Annotated in this window: 2 protein-coding genes; one reads left to right on the top strand and one right to left on the bottom strand. The window is 70.0% G+C overall.

The window, feature by feature from the left end; translation table 11 throughout:
• Window positions 1-81 precede the first annotated feature (81 nt).
• A complete protein-coding gene (locus tag CCN42_RS39735; RefSeq protein WP_086742002.1) occupies window positions 82-975 on the top strand; it encodes an RNA polymerase sigma factor SigF in 894 nt (297 codons plus the stop codon).
• A 43-nt stretch (window positions 976-1,018) separates the two neighbouring features.
• Here the strand turns inward: CCN42_RS39735 and CCN42_RS39730 are convergent, their stop codons facing one another.
• Window positions 1,019-1,474, bottom strand: coding sequence for an ATP-binding protein (locus CCN42_RS39730; RefSeq protein WP_086172656.1), 456 nt, complete (start codon window positions 1,472-1,474; stop codon window positions 1,019-1,021).
• Window positions 1,475-1,519: the final 45 nt, after the last annotated feature.

Below are 1,519 nucleotides of genomic sequence, written 5' to 3'. Positions count from 1 at the left end.
CGGGGGCGCACCAGCACAGCAGCATCCGATAGCCGTTTCGAAAGAGGCAGACGTCGCACCATGACTTCCGTGGGAGAGGCAATGGACACCGCCACCGCCGTGACCGGGCCTGACGCGCCGGTCGCCGAGCAGAGCGAGCGGGCCGGAACCGGGTACGGCCCGGTGCCGGCGGTCATGGACCCGCAGGCCGTGGCGCCTCGCGACGCACGGGAGCTGTCCCGCCAGTTCTTCCGCCGGCTCCAGGAGCTGGAGGAGGGCACGCGCGAGTACCAGTACGCGCGCAACACCCTCATCGAGATGAACATCTCGCTGGTGCGCTTCGCGGCCGGGCGGTTCCGCGGCCGCGGGGACGACATGGAGGACGTCGTCCAGACCGGCATGATCGGCCTGATCAAGGCCATCGACCGGTTCGACCTCAGCCGCGAGGTCGAGTTCACGTCGTTCGCGCTGCCGTACATCGTGGGCGAGATCAAGCGGTTCTTCCGGGACACCACGTGGGCGGTGCACGTTCCGCGCCGGCTCCAGGAGCTGCGGGTGGAGCTGGCCAAGGCACGCGAGGAACTGTCCAGCCGGCTGGACCGCGAGCCGACGGTTGCCGAGCTGGCCACCCTGATGAACATCTCCGAGGACGAGGTGGTCGAGGCCCAGATCGCGGCCAACGGCTACAACTCGGCGTCGCTGGACGCCGCCCTGACGGGTGACGGGCCCGAGGACGGCGAGGCGGTGCTGGCCGACTTCATCGGTGTCGAGGAGCACGGGCTGCGGCTCGTGGAGGACTTCCAGTCGCTGGCCCCGCTGATGGCCGAGCTGGACGAGCGGGACCGGCGGATCCTGCACATGCGGTTCGTCGAGGAGGCGACCCAGGCGGAGATCGGCGAACAGCTCGGCTGCTCGCAGATGCATGTGTCCCGGCTGCTCAAGCGGATCATCGTCCGGCTGCGTGAGGGGATGCTCGGCGAGCTGGACCGCATCTGAGGCCGGGAAGAGACACGCCCGGGCGCCGTGCCGTCCGGGCGGTTCACCCGTCGCCGAGTGTCACCACCGCCCAGACGCGCTTGCCGACCGGCACCCGCTCGACGGCGACCCGGGACGCGAGCGCGTGCACGATCTCCAGGCCGTGCCGGCCGATGCGCTGCGGATCCCGGGGAAAGCGCCGGGGCAGCGCGTCGCTGCTGTCGTAGACGGACACCGTCACCGCGCCGTCCGTGCCCTCCAGGTCGAGGATGTACGGTCCGTCGCTGTGCCGGTCCGCGTTGGTGACCAGCTCGCTGACCACGAGGAGCAGACTCTCCCTGACACGCTCGGTGATCTCGGCACACCATTCGGTCCTGAGCTGGTTCATGAACTGCGCGGCGAATGCCCGCGCGTCCGCTATGCACCCGGGTTCCCCGGTGTAGTGCGCCGCCCGCCGCAACGGTTGCACGGGCACGTCGAAACCGGAGGGTGCGACCGTGCCGTCCCGGTGCTCGATCATGCGTCTCTCTCTCCCACGCCGGCTTGGCCGGATACTGCTGCACCA

This window comes from Streptomyces glaucescens, from assembly GCF_002154375.1.
GTDB classification, from domain to species: domain Bacteria; phylum Actinomycetota; class Actinomycetes; order Streptomycetales; family Streptomycetaceae; genus Streptomyces; species Streptomyces glaucescens.
The sequence above is the reverse complement of the archived record's forward strand: the minus strand, read 5'-3'. Positions and strand labels throughout refer to the sequence as shown.